This window comes from Streptomyces sp. NPDC021356 (genome assembly GCF_040641015.1).
Lineage (GTDB): Bacteria > Actinomycetota > Actinomycetes > Streptomycetales > Streptomycetaceae > Streptomyces.
Map to the genome: position 1 here is coordinate 144,827 of NZ_JBFACU010000005.1, position 15,251 is coordinate 160,077.

Annotated in this window: 14 protein-coding genes; 5 read left to right on the forward strand and 9 right to left on the reverse strand. The window is 73.1% G+C overall.

Annotated elements, in window-relative coordinates; genetic code table 11:
- The first annotated feature begins 80 nt into the window (after positions 1 to 80).
- Both AB0G56_RS08470 and AB0G56_RS08475 read left to right on the forward strand, forming a co-directional pair.
- On the forward strand, positions 81 to 821 hold the full coding sequence (locus AB0G56_RS08470; protein ID WP_360965583.1) for an FCD domain-containing protein: 741 nt from the start codon (positions 81 to 83) through the stop codon (positions 819 to 821).
- A 91-nt stretch (positions 822 to 912) separates the two neighbouring features.
- Positions 913 to 1,638 (forward strand): gamma-glutamyl-gamma-aminobutyrate hydrolase family protein, encoded by a 726-nt coding sequence (locus tag AB0G56_RS08475; RefSeq protein ID WP_360966052.1) that lies wholly within the window; start codon positions 913 to 915, stop codon positions 1,636 to 1,638.
- A gap of 384 nt (positions 1,639 to 2,022) precedes the next feature.
- Here the strand turns inward: AB0G56_RS08475 and AB0G56_RS08480 are convergent, their stop codons facing one another.
- The gene (locus AB0G56_RS08480) at positions 2,023 to 2,976 is read right to left on the reverse strand and encodes a LysR family transcriptional regulator (protein WP_360965586.1); all 954 of its coding nucleotides are present in this window, start codon (positions 2,974 to 2,976) and stop codon (positions 2,023 to 2,025) included.
- A gap of 70 nt (positions 2,977 to 3,046) precedes the next feature.
- Here AB0G56_RS08480 and AB0G56_RS08485 point away from each other — a divergent pair, with 70 nt between their 5' ends.
- Positions 3,047 to 4,288, forward strand: a complete 1,242-nt coding sequence (locus tag AB0G56_RS08485) for a TDT family transporter (RefSeq protein WP_360965589.1) — start codon at positions 3,047 to 3,049, stop codon at positions 4,286 to 4,288.
- Here the strand turns inward: AB0G56_RS08485 and AB0G56_RS08490 are convergent.
- The 4 genes from AB0G56_RS08490 to AB0G56_RS08505 form a co-directional block, all read right to left on the reverse strand.
- Positions 4,200 to 4,922: a helical backbone metal receptor gene (locus AB0G56_RS08490; protein WP_360965591.1), complete on the reverse strand. Its 723-nt coding sequence runs from the start codon at positions 4,920 to 4,922 to the stop codon at positions 4,200 to 4,202. The genes AB0G56_RS08485 and AB0G56_RS08490 overlap by 89 nt on opposite strands.
- Positions 4,922 to 5,497, reverse strand: coding sequence for an XRE family transcriptional regulator (locus AB0G56_RS08495; RefSeq protein ID WP_360965594.1), 576 nt, complete (start codon positions 5,495 to 5,497; stop codon positions 4,922 to 4,924). Before AB0G56_RS08495 ends, AB0G56_RS08490 begins: the two co-directional genes overlap by 1 nt.
- 399 nt (positions 5,498 to 5,896) lie before the next feature.
- Entirely contained in the window at positions 5,897 to 8,515 is a 2,619-nt protein-coding gene (locus AB0G56_RS08500) for an ABC transporter permease/substrate binding protein (protein WP_360965596.1), read from the reverse strand.
- Positions 8,508 to 9,599: a betaine/proline/choline family ABC transporter ATP-binding protein gene (locus AB0G56_RS08505; protein ID WP_360965599.1), complete on the reverse strand. Its 1,092-nt coding sequence runs from the start codon at positions 9,597 to 9,599 to the stop codon at positions 8,508 to 8,510. Before AB0G56_RS08505 ends, AB0G56_RS08500 begins: the two co-directional genes overlap by 8 nt.
- Positions 9,600 to 9,788: 189 nt before the next feature.
- Here AB0G56_RS08505 and AB0G56_RS08510 point away from each other — a divergent pair, with 189 nt between their 5' ends.
- Both AB0G56_RS08510 and AB0G56_RS08515 read left to right on the forward strand, forming a co-directional pair.
- On the forward strand, positions 9,789 to 10,694 hold the full coding sequence (locus AB0G56_RS08510) for a 5'-3' exonuclease (protein WP_360966055.1): 906 nt from the start codon (positions 9,789 to 9,791) through the stop codon (positions 10,692 to 10,694).
- A gap of 172 nt (positions 10,695 to 10,866) precedes the next feature.
- The gene (locus AB0G56_RS08515) at positions 10,867 to 11,712 is read left to right on the forward strand and encodes a siderophore-interacting protein (RefSeq protein ID WP_360965601.1); all 846 of its coding nucleotides are present in this window, start codon (positions 10,867 to 10,869) and stop codon (positions 11,710 to 11,712) included.
- A 164-nt stretch (positions 11,713 to 11,876) separates the two neighbouring features.
- Here AB0G56_RS08515 and AB0G56_RS08520 read toward each other — a convergent pair whose 3' ends face one another.
- From AB0G56_RS08520 to AB0G56_RS08535, 4 genes are all read right to left on the reverse strand, one after another.
- Entirely contained in the window at positions 11,877 to 12,653 is a 777-nt protein-coding gene (locus AB0G56_RS08520; protein ID WP_360965603.1) for an ABC transporter permease, read from the reverse strand.
- Positions 12,653 to 13,678 (reverse strand): ATP-binding cassette domain-containing protein, encoded by a 1,026-nt coding sequence (locus AB0G56_RS08525; protein ID WP_360965606.1) that lies wholly within the window; start codon positions 13,676 to 13,678, stop codon positions 12,653 to 12,655. Before AB0G56_RS08525 ends, AB0G56_RS08520 begins: the two co-directional genes overlap by 1 nt.
- A gap of 185 nt (positions 13,679 to 13,863) precedes the next feature.
- The gene (locus AB0G56_RS08530) at positions 13,864 to 14,511 is read right to left on the reverse strand and encodes a PadR family transcriptional regulator (protein WP_360965609.1); all 648 of its coding nucleotides are present in this window, start codon (positions 14,509 to 14,511) and stop codon (positions 13,864 to 13,866) included.
- A 105-nt stretch (positions 14,512 to 14,616) separates the two neighbouring features.
- The gene (locus AB0G56_RS08535; RefSeq protein WP_360965611.1) at positions 14,617 to 15,198 is read right to left on the reverse strand and encodes a GNAT family N-acetyltransferase; all 582 of its coding nucleotides are present in this window, start codon (positions 15,196 to 15,198) and stop codon (positions 14,617 to 14,619) included.
- Positions 15,199 to 15,251 lie beyond the last annotated feature (53 nt).

The window sequence follows — 15,251 nt, forward strand, 5'->3', positions numbered from 1 at the left end:
GCTGCTCCGGCCTCGTCGGCCGCTGCCGGGAGCCATAAGGTATTGCCCTGAACCATTGCCTGGGAAGGGGGCGCGACCGGATGACCCGGGAGACGGGCGCGGCCGGGGCGGGCGAGGACCGGCTCACGGCGGTGCTGCGGCCGGTGCGCGCGGGCAACGGCTTCGAGGAGGCCCTGGAGCAGATCCTCCAGGTGGTGCGGCTGGGCCTGGTGGCGGCGGGTGAGCGGCTGCCCGCCGAGCGCGAGCTGGCCCGGCGGCTCGGGATCAGCCGGGTGACGCTGCGCGAGGTGCTGAAGGTGCTCCGGGAACAGGGGCTCGTCGAGGCCCGGCGGGGGCGCTACGGCGGTACGTTCGTGCGCCCCCGCGCGGACGCGGCCGACGGGGACGAGCTGCGCCGCCGGGTCGCCGGGGCGGACGTCGACGACGTGCTGCGCTTCCGCGAGGTGCTGGAGGTGGGCGCGGCGGGCCTGTGCGCGCAGCAGGGGCTGACGGGCCGGCAGGCGGCACGGTTGCGCCAGGCGCTGGAGCGGACGCACGACGCGCCGCCCGCGGACTACCGGCGCCGGGACACGCTGCTGCACCTCACCCTCGCCGAGTCGTGCGGCTCCCCCACGCTGACCGCGCGGTACGCGGCGGTCCGGGCCACGCTGAACGACCTGCTCGACTGCATACCCCTGCTGGTGCGCAACCTGGAGCACTCCCAGCGGCAGCACGCGGCGCTGGTCGCGGCGGTGCTGGCGGGGGATGCGCACGGTGCGCGGGAGGCGATGCGCGAGCACTGCGCGGGGACGGCGGCGCTCCTGCGGGGCTTTCTGACGTGACGGCAGGAGACGGGTGGCATGAAGACGTGTCTGAGGTGAGGAGGTACCGGTGCACACCATTGCGGACCGGGAGCGGGAACCGGGAGGCCGGATGACCGCGAAGGACGACGCACGGCGACCGCTGATCGGCGTCAGTACGTACCTGGAGGCGGCGACGCGGTGGGGCGTGTGGGAGCTGGAGGCCGCGCTGCTGCCCGCCGGTTACCCGAGGCTGGTGCAGCGGGCGGGCGGGCTCGCCGCGATGCTGCCGCCGGACGCGCCCGACCGGGCCGCGGAGACCGTGGCCCGGCTGGACGGGCTGGTCATCGCGGGCGGCCCGGACGTGGAGCCGGTGCGCTACGGCGCCGAGCCTGACCCCCGCACGGGGCCGCCGGCCCCGGCCCGGGACGCCTGGGAACTCGCCCTGATCGAGGCCGCACTGGCCGTCCGGCTGCCGCTGCTCGGCATCTGCCGGGGCATGCAGCTGCTGAACGTCGCGCTGGGCGGCACCCTGGTCCAGCACCTGGACGGGCACGCCGGGACCGCCGGCGTCTTCGGCACCCACACGGTCACTGCGGTGCCCGGCACCCGGTACGCGGCGGCGGTCCCGGAGCCGGCGACCGTCCCGGCCTACCACCACCAGGCCGTGGACCGGCTCGGCTCGGGTCTCGTCGCCTCGGCCCACGCGGTGGACGGCACGGTCGAGGCGGTGGAGCCACCGCCCACCGCCCACTGGGTGCTGGGAGTGCAGTGGCACCCGGAGATGGGCGAGGACCCCCGGGTCATGCGGGCACTGGTCCGAGCGGCTGCCGCCCACGCGGCCGGGGCGTGCCGGTGACCCCGCGTTCGCCGGCCGAACCGGTGGCCGCGCCTGGGGCCGGGGGTGTGCCCCCGGCCCCAGGCGCGTGAACGCCGGGCTCAGCCGAACGCGACCGCGCACGCGCCCGACACCGCACCGCATCACATCCACCGCACCGCACCGCACCGCCCCGCCCCGCCCCGCACCGCACCGCACCGCACCGCACCGCACCGCACCGCACCGCACCGCACCGCACCGCACCGCACCCAAGCGAAACCCGGCCCAACCGAACGCCCGGCCCGACCGAACACGACCAGAACCACGCACGCGCCCCCACCACACCCAAGCGAACGCCCAGCTCAACCGAACGCGACCAGAAACCACGCACGCGCCCCCGCCCCCGCCCCCCGTGAACCGCCCCGCTCACGCCGCGCCCGAGCGGGTCAGTGACAGCAGGTCGCGGGCCGGCCCCGTGGGGCGGTGGCCCGTGGGCCAGACCGCGCGCAGGTCCCGCCGCAGGGCGACACCCTCGACCGGGACGGTCACCAGGCGCCGCAGGGACAGCTCGTCACCCACGGCGAGTTCGCTCAGCACGGCCGGGCCCGCTCCGCTGACGGCCGCCGCCTTCACCGCCGTGGTCGAGGACAGCTCGATCAGCGGACGGGCCAGACCGCCCAGCGCGGCGTCCAGGACCTGCCGGGTCCCGGAGCCGGTCTCCCGCAGGATCAGCGGGGTCGCCGCCAGTTCCGCCGCCTCCAGCGGGCGCCGCCGCCGGGCCCAGGGGTGGGCGGGGGCGGTCACCACGGTCAGGCGGTCGTGGGCGATCACCACGGAGTCCAGCCCGGCGGGCACCGACAGCCCCTCCACGAAGCCGAGGTCCGCCTCGCCCGCCAGCAGCCGTTCGGCGACCACCGCCGAGTTCCCGGCGAGCAGCGACACCGCCGTGTCGGGGCGCAGCGTGCGCAGGGCGATCAGCCAGCCGGGCAGCAGGTACTCGGCGATCGTCATGCTCGCCGCCACCCGCAGCCGCGAGTCCCGCCGGTCCCGCAGCGCCTGGGCTCCCGCGTCGAAGGCCTCGGCGGCCTCGACGACCCGCCGCGCCCAGTCCGTGACCAGCGCGCCCGCGTCGGTCAGCCGGGACCCGCGCGGCGAGCGGTCCACCAGCGCGAGACCCAGCTGCCGTTCCATGGAACGGATCCGGCTGCTGGCCGCCGGCTGGGTGATGCCCAGTTCGCGGGCCGCGCCGCCCAGGCTGCCCAGCCGGGCCACCGCCAGCAGCAGTTCCAGCGCGCCCAGGTCCGGCACCCGGTGGGCCAGCGGCGCCGCCCCGTGCGTCCGCCCCCCGCCGTTGGCTGCGTCCACCTCCGACCTCCTCATAAACCCAGCTTATGCCTTGATAGGGACAAACCCCCTGGTGGGGGCCGTGGGCCTGCGAAAACCTCAAGTCATGGTCACCGCAGCGCATTCCCCCGCACGTCCGTCCCGGTCACATCGGCCGCGCCGGTCACAGGGGTCCCACGGGTCCCGTACGCCCTCCGTCCCGCCGGCGGACCCGGCCCGGCCGCGCTTCCCCACCCTGCGCCACCTCGGCCCGAACTGGTACGGCTCCGTCATGGGTACCGCCGCCGTCGCCGCGGCGGGCGCCGTGCTGCCGGTCCACGTCCCCGGGCTGCGTACCGTGTGCACGGCCGTCTGGGCGCTCGCGCTCGTCCAGCTCACCGTGCTGCTCACGGCCCGGGCCCTGCACTGGACCCACCACCGCGACCAGGCCCGCGCGCACCTCCTCGACCCGACGGCGGCCCCCTTCTACGGCTGCCTGTCCATGGCGCTGCTGGCGGTGGGCGGCGGCGCGCTCTCGGTGGGGCGGGACTGGATCGGCACCCCGGCCGCGCTCGCCCTGGACACCGTGCTGTTCACGGCCGGCACGGTCGTCGGGCTGGTGGGCGCGGTGGCGGTGCCGTACCTCATGGCCGTGCGCCACCGCACCGAGCCGCACCAGGTGACGCCCGTGTGGCTGCTGCCGGTGGTCGCGCCGATGGTGTCCGCCGCGCTGGGCCCGGCGCTGGTGGCGCACCTGCCGGCGGGTCAGCCGCGGCAGACCCTGCTGCTGGGCTGCGTGGCGATGTTCGGGCTCAGTCTGCTGGCGACACTGGCCCTGCTGCCGCTGGTGCTGAACCGGCTGCTCGTCGTCGGCCCGCTGCCGCTCGCGCTGACCCCGACGCTGTTCCTGGTCCTGGGCCCGCTGGGGCAGTCGACGACGGCCGTGGGCGCCTTCGCGGACGCGGCGCCCGGTGTCGTACCGGCCCCCTACGGCCCCGGCTTCGCCGTCCTCGCCCTGCTGTACGGGGTGCCGGTGATGGGCTTCGCCGTGCTCTGGTTCGCCTTCGCCGCCGCCCAGGTGGTGCGGGCCGGCCGGCGGGGCATGGGCTTCGCGATGACGTGGTGGTCCTTCACCTTCCCCGTGGGCACCTGCGTGACCGGTGCGTCGGCGCTGGCCCGGCGCACGCACCTGGCCGTGTACGACTCCCTCGCGGTCGCCCTCTACGCCGTCCTGGTCGCAGCCTGGGCCGCCGCGGCGGTGCACACGGCCCGGGGGCTGGTCAGCGGCGCGCTGCTCGCAGCGCCCGGCCCAGCACCCGCGGGGCCTCGGCGAGCGAGGGTCCGTACCAGGTCAGGTGCCGTCCGCTGACCAGCGCGCAGGGCAGCCGGGGGAAGGCCTCCGGCCCGTCCCCGGCGGTGAAGCGGTAGGGCTCGTCCGGCAGGACGACGAGGCCGGGGGCCGCGGCCCGCAGTTCCTCGACGGGGACGCGCGGGTAACGCTCGGCGTGGCGCGCGTAGAGGTGGTCGACGCCCAGGCGGGCCAGGACGTCACCGGCGAAGGTGTCCCGGCCCAGCACCGTCCAGGGCCGCCGCCACACCGGGACGACGGCGGTCGTACGGTAGCCGGGCGCGGGCGGCGCCGACCAGGCGGCCTCCGCCTCGTCCAGCCACCTCGGCCGGGTCGCCGCCCCGCAGGCGGACAGGACCCGCGCCAGCTCGCGGAAGGCCTGCGGCACGCCCCGCACCTCGGTGACCAGCACCTCGACGCCCGCCGCGCGCAGGGCGTCGAGGTCGGCCGCGCGGTTCTCCTCCTCGTTGGCGATCACCAGGTCGGGGCCGAGGGCGGCGACCTTGCCGGTCTGCGGGTTCTTGGTCCCGCCGACGCGGACCACGTCCAGACCGGCCGGGTGGCTGCACCAGTCGGTGGCGCCGACGAGGGCGCCGGGCAGTGTCACTGCGACGGCCTCGGTGAGCGAGGGGACCAGGGAGACGACCCGGGTCATCAGCGCGTCCGGTCCTGGACCGCCTCGATGTGCTCGGCCACCGCGACCACGATCACGCGGGTGTCGGCGACCGTCGCCCGCCAGCGGTGGCGCACTCCGCCGGTCAGGTACATGGTGTCGCCGCGGACGAGCCGGTAGGCGCGGCCCTCCGCCTCGACCTCGACCGCGCCGTCGGCGACGTACATCAGCTCGTCGTTGCGGTGCTGGAACTCGCGGCCCGCGTCGTGGTCCCCGGTGTACTCGGAGGCGTGCAGCTGGTGGTGGCCGCGCACCAGGGCACGCACCCGGGGATCCGGCTCCGGTTCGGCCGTCTCGGGGATCTCGGCGCGTACGACGTCGACGCTGCAGGCGGGGTCGGCCGCCGCCAGCAGCTCCACGGCGGTGGTGCGCAGCGCGTCGGCGACCTTCTCCAGGGAGCTCCTGCTGGGGCGGGCCCGGTCGTTCTCGATCTGGCTCAGGAAGGGCACCGACAGGCCGCTGCGCTCGGCCACGACGGCGAGGGTGAGGTCGAGCGCCCGGCGCCGCCGTCGTACGGCCGCGCCCACTCGAAGGGGCTGCTCTTTGTGGTCGCCCATCGCTCCGGCTCCCTCCTTCGCTCGTCGGTCCGCTCTCCTGGGACCCGTGCCGGTGCGCACGTGTCCTGTCGGGTTCTCTGCACCCTACGCATGTCCGGCAAACCGTTTCCTGCCGCCGTCGCTTCCCCGTGCGGTGCGCGCACCGGCGGTGTCGCGGTGCGCGTCGGCGGACCGGCCGTGCTCAAGCCCACGGTACGGGGTCGGGCGGGACGGCGGGGTGACTGTGCGTGGTTGGCCGGATCCTGCCGTGGACGGCCCGAGGGGCGGGCCCGTTCCCACGGCGTCAGGACCGTGGTCGGGCCCGCCCCTCGGGCGGTGCGGTGCGGCGGCCACCGCGGGTTCCTTCCGCCGGTTCACCCGGAGGTGTCCGGCCGGCTCACCCGGCGGCCGTCCGCCGGTTCACTGCGGGGTCATGCGCTGCACGACGTCCGGGTGCTGCTCGATCCAGGCGTCGACCGCCTCGTCCTCGTGCGCCTTGCCGCGCGCGTTGATCTCGCTCTCCAGGCTGCCCAGCTCGTCCTCGCTCATCTTGAAGTTCTTGATCCACTCAGTGAGCTGCGGGTACTGCTCGGGGAACTTCTCGCTGGAGATGGTGCGGACGGTGTTGCCCTCACCGAAGAGCTTCTTGTCGTCCTTGAGCTTGGTGAGGCCGTAGCGGCTGTACGCCCAGTGCGGCGACCACAGCACGACGGCGACGGGCTGCTTCTTGGCGTACGCGCGCTTCAGCTCGGCGAGCATGGCGGGCGTGGAGCCGTCGACGACCTTGTACTCCTTGTCCAGGCCGTAGCCCGGCATGACCTTGTTCTTGAGGAGGTCCATCTCGCCGGTGCCCGGTTCGATGCCGATGATCTTCCCGCCGAACAGGGACGACTTGCCCTTGAGGTCCTCCAGGGACTTCACGTCCTTGACGTATGAGGGGACGGCGATCTCCAGGGAGGTCGGCTGGTACCAGGTGCCGAGGTCCTTGAGCTTGTCCTTGCTCTTGTCCCAGTAGTTCTTCTGGGCGTAGGGCAGCCAGGCGTCGAAGTTGAGGTCGATGTCGCCGCCGGCCAGGCCGGTGTAGACGGGGCCGACGTCCATCTGCTTCAGGTTCAGCTTGTAGCCGCGGCGCTCCAGGACGTGCTTCCACAGGTGGGTGACGGCGACGTCCTCGTCCCAGGGGAACCAGGCGACGTTCAGGGGCCGCTTGGCCTCGGCCGGGGTGGAGCCGGAGCCGCCGGGGACCGGGGCCAGCTTGTCGACGACTGCGGGGTTGGCCTTGAGCCAGGTCCGCACGGCGTCCTGCTGCTGTCCCTTGCCGGCCTTGTTGATCTCGGCCTCCAGGCTGGTGAGCTGCTTCTCGTCCAGCTTGAAGTTCTTCAGCCAGGTGCCGACGACGGGGTTGTCGGCCGCGAAGCCCTTGCGGGCCAGGGTGTGCACGCCGTCGCCCTTGCCCCAGGCGCCCTTGGGGTCCTTCAGCTTCTTCAGGTCGTAGTCGTTGTACGCCCAGTGCGGCGACCACAGGGTGACGAGGACCGGCTGCTTCTTGGCGTAGGCGCGCTTCAGCTCGGCCAGCATGGCGGGCGTGGAGCTGTCGACGACCTTGTACTCCTTGTCCAGGCCGTAGTCCTTGAGGACCTTGCTCTTGAGCAGGGCCATCTCGCCCGCGCTGGCCTCGATGCCGGTGATCTTCCCGCCGAACAGGGCGGCCTTGCCCTTGAGGTCGTCCAGCGAGTTGATGTCCTTCATGTACGACGGCACGCTCAGCTCCAGCGACGTCGGCCCGTACCAGGAGCCGAGGTCGTCGAGCTGCTTCCCGTACTTCTTCCAGTACTGGGCGTGGGTCGTCGGCAGCCAGGAGTCCGTCTCGAAGTCGACGCTGCCCTGGGCGAGGGAGGTGTAGAGCGGTCCGGCGTCGAACTGCTTGGCCTCCACCTTGTAGCCGCGCTGTTCGAGGATCTCCTTCCACAGGAAGGTGGAGGCGACGCCCTCGTCCCACGGGATGTAGCCGAGGGTGATCTTCTTGCCCTTGCCGACGTCCTGTCCGTCGGCGGCGGCCGTCGTGCTGCCGCCGCCGCCTCCGAAGACGCCCATGCCGCCGGCGACGAGCGCGAGGACGACCACGCCGACCACGGCGATCTGCGGGCTCGGCCGGTAGGACCAGATCTTCAGGCCCTGCAGGGCCCGGGCCCGGGCGGCGGCGCGCCGGCCGAGCGGCGAGACCTGGGTGCCCAGGGCGCTGGTCATGCGGTCCAGGTAGATCGCGAGGATCACGATGGCGACACCGGCCTCGGAGCCGAGGCCGACGTCGAGCTGGCCGATGGCCTCGTTGACGTCGCCGCCGAGGCCGCCGGTGCCGACCATGCCGGCGATCGCGGCCATGGACAGGCCGAGCATGATCACCTGGTTGACGCCGGCCATGACGGTGGGCAGCGCCAGCGGCAGCTGGACGCGCAGCAGGGTCCTGCGGGGCGTGGTGCCGAAGGCCTCGGCGGCCTCCACCAGCTCCTTGTCGACCTGCCGGATGCCCAGCTCGGTCATGCGCACACCGGGGGCGAGCGCGAAGATCAGGGTGGCGACGATGCCCGCGGGCCCGCCGGTACCGAAGAACAGGATGGCCGGGATGAGGTAGATCATCGCGGGCAGCGTCTGCATGAAGTCCAGGAACGGCCGCACGACGGCGCTGACCCGGTCCGAGCGGGCCGCCCAGACACCGACCGGCACGGAGACCACCAGCGCGATGATCGTCGCGACCAGGACGAGCGCGAGGGTGACCATCGCGTCGTCCCACAGTTCGAGGGAGTCGATGAAGGCGAAGCCGACGAAGGTGAGGACACCCGCCAGCGTGCCGCGCAGCCAGAAGGCGAGCACGGCGAAGATGCCGGCGAGCAGCAGCGGCTGGGGCGCCTGGAGGACGGCGTTGATGCCGTCGTAGGCGCCGGTGAAGACGGTCTTGAAGAAGTCGAAGAGCCAGGACACGTGGTCGAGCAGCCAGTCGACCGCGGAGTTGACCCAGTTGCCGAGCGGGATCCTAGGCACGGGCCACCGCCTTCCTGCCGCCCTTGTCGCGCGGTGTGTCGCACGCGGTGGGGGTGGCGTCGCGTTCGTCACCGAGGAAGGCCACGAGCCGCCGGCGCGGGACCACGCCCACGAGGTCGCGGTGCTCGTTCAGCACGGCGACCGGGTGGGACAGCCGGGCGCTGATGGCGCACAGCTCGGTGAACGGGGTGTCCGGTGCGGCCGTCTCGCAGCCGCAGTCGGCCTCGTCGCCGCGCACCCGGCGGTCCATGACCGCCTCGGCGGTCAGCACGCGGGAGCGGTCGACGTCCTGGATGAAGGAGGCGACGTAGTCGCCCTCCGGGCGCAGCAGGATGTCCTCGGCGGTGCCGTTCTGCACGATCCGGCCGTCGCGCATGACGGCGATGCGGTCGCCCAGGCGCATGGCCTCGTTGAGGTCGTGGGTGATGAAGACGATCGTCTTCTTCAGCGTCTTCTGCAGCTGCAGCAGCTGGTCCTGCATGTCGCGGCGGATCAGCGGGTCCAGGGCGCTGAAGGACTCGTCCATCAGCAGCAGGTCGGCGTCGGTGGCCAGCGCGCGGGCGAGGCCGACGCGCTGCTGCATGCCGCCGGACAGCTCGTCGGGCCAGGAGTTCTCCCAGCCGGCCAGGCCGCACAGGGCGAGCGCCTCGTCGGCGCGGCGACCGCGCTCGGCGCGGGGCACGCCCTGCACTTCCAGGCCGTAGGCGGCGTTGTCGCGGACGCTGCGGTGCGGGAAGAGCGCGAAGTGCTGGAAGACCATGCTGATCTTCCTGGAGCGGACCTCGCGCAGCTCCCGGTCGGTGAGCGCGGTCAGGTCCTGGCCGTCGAATCGCACCTGCCCGGCGGTGGGCTCCAGCAGCCCGTTGAGCATGCGCAGGAGTGTGGATTTACCGGAACCGGACAGTCCCATCACGACGAAGATCTGTCCGGGGTCCACGGTGAAGGAGGCGTCGATGACGGCGGCGGTGGCGCCGCCCGCCCGCAGTTCGTCGCGATCGGCACCCTGCCGGAGTTTCTCCACTGAATCGTCGGGTCGTCTGCCGAACACCTTGTACAGGTGTTGGGCCTCAAGCCTGGATGCCACGCGCACCTCTCGTCATAGGGGACAGGGACAGATGCGAAGGATCAGTAACAGTTGAATAACGCAACTACCTTCGCTCGGGCGCGCGCCTTCCCAGGTCCATGCAGGGCAAACGGAAAGTGACCCGCCTCACATCGAAGCCGGTGACTGTCAGAGGCGTACGGCATGATGCGAGGCGTGACCGGACGACTGATGCTCCTCGACACCGCTTCCTTGTACTTCCGCGCTTACTTCGGCGTCCCCGAGTCGGTCAAGGCCCCGGACGGCACGCCGGTGAACGCCGTGCGCGGGCTGCTCGACTTCATCGACCGCCTGGTCCGCGACCACCGGCCCGGCCATCTGGTGGCCTGCATGGACGCCGACTGGCGACCGCACTGGCGGGTGGAGCTGATCCCCTCCTACAAGGCGCACCGCGTGGCCGAGGAGCACCCCGGCGGCCCCGACGAGGAAGAGGTCCCGGACACCCTCTCCCCGCAGGTCCCGGTCATCGAGGCGGTCCTGGACGCGGTCGGCATCGCCCGCGTGGGCGTCGCCGGGTACGAGGCGGACGACGTGATCGGCACGTTCACGGTCCGCGCCACGGGCCCGGTCGACATCGTCACCGGCGACCGCGACCTGTACCAGCTGGTGGACGACGCGCGCGGGGTACGGGTGCTGTACCCGCTCAAGGGCGTCGGCACCCTGCAGAGCACCGACGAGGCGGTGCTGCGCGAGAAGTACGGGGTCGACGGCGGCGGGTACGCGGACCTGGCGCTGCTGCGCGGCGACCCGAGCGACGGACTGCCGGGCGTGCCCGGCATCGGGGAGAAGACGGCGGCCAGACTCCTCGCCGACTTCGGCGACCTGGCCGGGATCATGGCGGCCGTCGACGACCCGAAGGCGAAGCTCACGCCGTCGCAGCGCCGCCGCCTCGACGAGGCACGGCCGTACCTCGCGGTGGCCCCCAAGGTCGTGCGCGTGGCCGGGGACGTGCCCCTGCCGGACGTCGACACCGCCCTGCCGCGCGCCCCGCGCGACCCGGCCGCCCTGGAGGAGCTGGCCGGCCGCTGGGGACTGGGCGGCTCCCTGCAGCGCCTGCTCGGCACGCTGGAGGCGTGAGCGCCGAAGCACGCGGAAGCGGACACGGGCACAGAGCCAGGAGCTGACGCGCACGGAAGACGGGCACAGAGCCAGGAGCTGACGCACACGGAAGAAGGGCCCTGGAAAGAGGTGTTGCCGGAGGGAAGGTGCTAACTTAGGTAAGCCTAAGCAAGGGAACTGGGAGGCCGTCATGGCAGAACGTCCGGCGCGCAAGCCGCGAAGGGCCCACACCGCGCGGGTGGTCCGCACCGAACGGCTCACTCCGCACATGCAGCGCGTGGTCCTCGGCGGCGAAGGCCTCGCCGACCTCCCGGTCGGCACGTGCACCGACCACTACGTGAAGCTGCTGTTCCCGGCCGCGGGCGTCACCTACCCCGAGCCCTTCGACATGCAGCGGATCCGCGAGGAGTTCCCGCCCGAGCAGTGGCCGGTGACCCGCACCTACACCGTGCGTGCCTGGGACCCCGAGCACCGCGAACTGACGCTGGACTTCGTGGTCCACGGCGACGAGGGCCTGGCCGGCCCGTGGTCGCTGCTGGTACGGCCGGGCGAGACCGTGCGCTTCATGGGCCCAGGCGGCGCCTACGCCCCCGACCCGAGCGCCGACTGGCACCTGCTGGCCGGTGACGAGAGCGCCCTGCCGGCCATCGCCCGGTCCCTGGAGGCGCTGCCGCCGGGCGCCACCGCCCACGCCTTCGTCGAGGTCTCCGGACCCGAGGAGGAGCAGAAGATCGACTCCGACGTGGAGGTCGTCTGGCTGCACCGCGGCGACCGGCCCGTCGGCGCGGCCCTGGTGGAAGCCGTACGGGCCCTGGAGTTCCCCGCGGGCCGGGTGCACGCGTTCGTGCACGGCGAGGCCGGTTTCGTGAAGGAACTGCGGCGGCTGCTGCGGGTGGAGCACGCGATCCCGCGCGAGGACCTGTCGATCTCCGGCTACTGGCGCCTCGGCCACAACGAGGACGGCTGGCAGGCCTCCAAGCGCGAGTGGAACGCCCGGGTCGAGGCCGAGCAGGAGGGCGCGGCGCCGGCCGCGTGAGACGACGTGGCGTGACGTGATCGAGGGGGGCGGCAGCCGGACATCCGGGTGCCGCCCCCCCTCACGTCCACTCCGCCTGATCGACTCGACTCACGTCACACCGGCGGCAGCAGCGGCTCGCACCGGCCGCCGGCAGGACGCGCCCACGGACCGCGCCGGGACGCTCACACCGACCGCTGGTAGGACCGGAACGTGCGGACGGAGAGCCACACCGCGGCCACCGCCAGCACCAGCAGCGCCCCGGCCCTGATCCCCACCCCGCTCCAGTCGGGGTCGGCGGAGAGCGCCGAACGCCCCGCCACCATCGCCCAGTCCAGCGGATTGAGGCCGGCGGCGTGCCGGATCCAGGAGGGCATCTGCCCGGGCGCCATGAAGGCGCTGGACAGGAAGGTGAGCGGCAGCAGCAGGAAGGTGTTGATGCCGATGATCGACTCCCGCTCCCGCACCAGCATGCCCAGCGCGTTGGACAGCGCGCCGAAGACAGTGCCCAGCAGCATCGAGGCGACGACCAGGACGGCGATGCCGGCGACGCCGCCGGGGTAGTCGGCGCCGCCCAGCAGCCCGAGCAGCACGATGACGACCGACTGCAGGGCGGTGACGAGGCTGCTGCTGATGACGTTGCCGTTCATCAGGGCGCCCCGGCCGACCGGGGTGGTCAGGAACCGGTCGAGGGTGCCGCGCTGGATCTCCTCCAGTGTGCCCATGCCCGCCCACAGGTTGGCGCTGAGCGCGCTCATCACGACCACACCCGGCACCAGGTAGTCCAGGTAGGAGCCGGTGCCGAAGCCACCGAGTCCGACGACCTTCTTGAACAGGCTGCCGAAGACGAACAGCCAGATGACCGGCTGGACAAGCGTGATGACCGCGTACGCCGGCTGGCGGGCGAACACCATGAGGTGGCGCTGGGTCATGTACCAGGTCTGCGGGATCGCCGTGCTCATCACGCACCTCCCAGGAGCGCCAGGGCGTCCGCCCCGCCGGGCGCGGCGGCAGAGCCCGCCTCGGCGTAGCGGCGTCCGGCATGGCGCAGGTAGACGTCGTCGAGGGAGGGGCGTGCCACCGTCGCGGTGGCCACGCTCACCCCGGCCCGTTCGAGGGCGGTCAGCAGCGCGGGCATCGCGGCTCCCCCGTCGTCGGCGCGGGCGCTGATCCCCCGCCCCTCGATCACCACCTCGCGCACGCCCCGCAGCGCGCCGAGGGTACCGGCCAGCAGGGTGCGGCCGGCCTCGCCGACCGGTTCGCGCAGCTCCATGCGGACGGCGTCGCCGCGCAGTTCGCCCTTGAGCGCGTCGGGGGTGCCCTCGACGACGACCCGGCCGCGGTCGACGATGGCGACGCGCTCGGCGAGCCGGTCGGCCTCCTCCAGGTAGTGCGTGGTGAGCAGGATGGTCAGGCCCTCCTCGCCGGCGAGCCGGCCGATCTCGGCCCACATCGCGCTGCGGGCCTCCGGGTCCAGTCCGGTGGTGGGCTCGTCGAGGAAGAGCACCTCGGGCCGGTGCACCAGGCCGAGCGCGACGTCGAGGCGGCGCAGCATGCCGCCCGAGTAGCCCTTGACCGGACGGTCCTTGGCCTCGGCGAGGCTGAAGCGCTCCAGCAGCTCCTCGACCCGCCGGTCGAGGGCCGCGCCGTTCAGGCCGTACAGCCGGCCCTGGAGCCGGAGGTTCTCGCGGCCGGTGGCCACCGGGTCCGCGCCCGAGCCCTGCGCGACGACACCGATGGCGCGGCGCACCCGGTCCGGGTGGCGCAGCACGTCATGGCCGGCGACGGTCGCCGTACCGGAGTCCGGGCGGGCGAGGGTGGTCAGGATCTTGACGGTGGTGGACTTGCCGGCGCCGTTGGGCCCGAGGAGGCCGAAGACGGTGCCCTGTTCGACGGTGACGTCCAGGCCGGCCAGGGCGGTGACGTCGCCGGGATAGGTCTTGACCAGTCGGCGCGCCTCGACGGCGGGCGCACGGGTTGCGCTCATGACGGAACTCTCCTGCTGGATGACTGACGAGTGATCGTCGGCCGGTCCGCTTCAGGGGTGCCGGGCTATCCTGGGTGTGCCGCACCTCGATCGCCCGGAGAAGCCCCCTGGTGGATCCGGCTCGGGGTTGGGGACCCCGGCGGGGCTGCTGCAACAACTCCGCCGGGGTCTTGTTCGCTTCTGTGTCAGGTCGGGTTGCCGGGCGCCTCCCCCGTCAGGAACTCGGGCGGGACCTCGCCCGTCTCGTGGAACCGCCGCCAGCCCTCGACCTCGGGCAGCAGACCCCCCTCCAGCTCCGCCAGGAAGGCGCGCACCCACGTGGCCTGCGCCTGGAGCATGTGGAGCTGGTACTCGTTCTCCACGAGGAAGAGCCGCGGCAGCGTCTCGTACAGCTTCTCCAGCCCGCCGCGTCCGCTCGCGATCTGCACCTCCAGGGTGCTGAGCCGCTCGCGCAGGAGCCGTACGACGTCGTCGGGGTGGAGGACGCCCATGAGCGACAGGGCCGCCTCGAAGATCGGGTACTCCCTGGCGGGGACGGCCACGAGGTCCGACATCCACTCGGTCATCTCCCGGCGTCCGGCTTCGGTGAGGCCGTAGACGGTGCGCTCGGGCCGGTTGCCCTGCCGCTCGACGTCGGCCACCTCCACGTAGCCGTGCTTCTCCAGGTTCTGCACGACGGTGTAGAGGGAGCCGTAGTTGATCTTGATGCTGGCGTCCTTGCCCTGCCGGCGCAGGGTCTGGGCGATCTCGTAGGGGTGCATCGGGTGCTGCCGGAGGGTCGCCAGGACGGCGAGGGCCAACGGGTTGCCGAGCTTGCGGCGCTTCCCGGCCACAGCGATCACCTCGCTTTCGAATATCCGTGACCGAACATATCGCGACTCCACGGATCCGTCAACGGACACGCGATGTATCGCGTCGCGGCACGCACCTCTCTCCTGTCACTCACCGCGCACCCGCGCGTGCAGATGCATGTCGTGCCAGCCGTCCGCGTGCAGGCCGGAGCTGCGCTTGGTGCCCTCCAGCGAGAAACCCGTCCGGGCGGCGACGCGGCAGGACGCCTCGTTGCGTACGGCGTGCAGCAGTTCGAGCCGGTGGAAGCCCGTCTCCTCCAGCGCCCAGCGGACGAGGGCGGCGGTGGCCCGCGCGGCCACTCCCCGGCCGCGGGCGTCCGGCGCCGTCCAGTACGCCACCTCGGCCGCGCCGTCGGCGAACCGCACCTCGCGCAGCGCGACCCGGCCCACCAGTTGCCCGGTGTCCTCCTCGGCCACCGCCCACTGGGCCTCCCGGTCCGCCGCCCAGGCGTCGCGCCACTGGCCGATCCAGCCCGCCACCTCGGCCTCGGAGCCGGCGGACCGGGCGTGCCACCGGTGCATCACCGGGTCCTGGAAGACGGCGTGGACGGCGGGCGCGTCCGCGGGCCGGAAAGGGCGCAGGACAAGGCCGTCGCCGGCGGGAACGGTGGGCTGGGGGGACCGGGAAAACGTGTCCGCGGGCAGCACGGGAGCGATGAGATCAGGCATGGTCCGCATCCTGCCCGGGCGGGGGCGGTGCACCCAGTGGTTTTCCGTGGCGT